Origin of the sequence: Cellulosimicrobium composti (genome assembly GCF_009711085.1) — a bacterium.
GTDB lineage: Bacteria > Actinomycetota > Actinomycetes > Actinomycetales > Cellulomonadaceae > Cellulosimicrobium > Cellulosimicrobium composti.
Genome location: NZ_WMKA01000110.1, coordinates 771 through 1,146 on the forward strand (window position 1 = coordinate 771; position 376 = coordinate 1,146).

Annotated in this window: 1 protein-coding gene; it reads left to right on the top strand. The window is 73.9% G+C overall.

Going from position 1 to position 376, the window contains the following annotated elements:
* Window positions 1-376: DUF2637 domain-containing protein (locus tag GJV82_RS19170; protein WP_155100327.1), on the top strand; the 376-nt coding region annotated here is incomplete at both ends.

Below are 376 nucleotides of genomic sequence, written 5' to 3' on the forward strand. Positions count from 1 at the left end.
TCGCCTTCCGCGTCTCGTGGAACGCCCTGCACGACATCGCTCGCGGGATCGGCGCCGACCACGACGCGGCGCTGCTCTACCCGGTGGTGGTCGACGGGCTGATCGCGGTGGCGCTGGTGGCCAGCCTGGCGCTGACCGGCCGCGACCGGCGGGCGGCGCTGACCGTCCTGGCCTCGTACACCGCCGCGTCGCTGGCACTCAACTATGTGCACGGGCTGATCCCGCTGACCGGTGACCGGCCGCGGCTGTCCCCGGTCGACTGGGTGCACTGGGCGCTCGTGCTGCTGGCCTCGTCGCTGCCGGTCGGCGCGATCTTCTTCGGCACGGACCTGGTCGCGCGGGTGCTGAGGACCCCGTGGACGGCGCCCGCCACGGT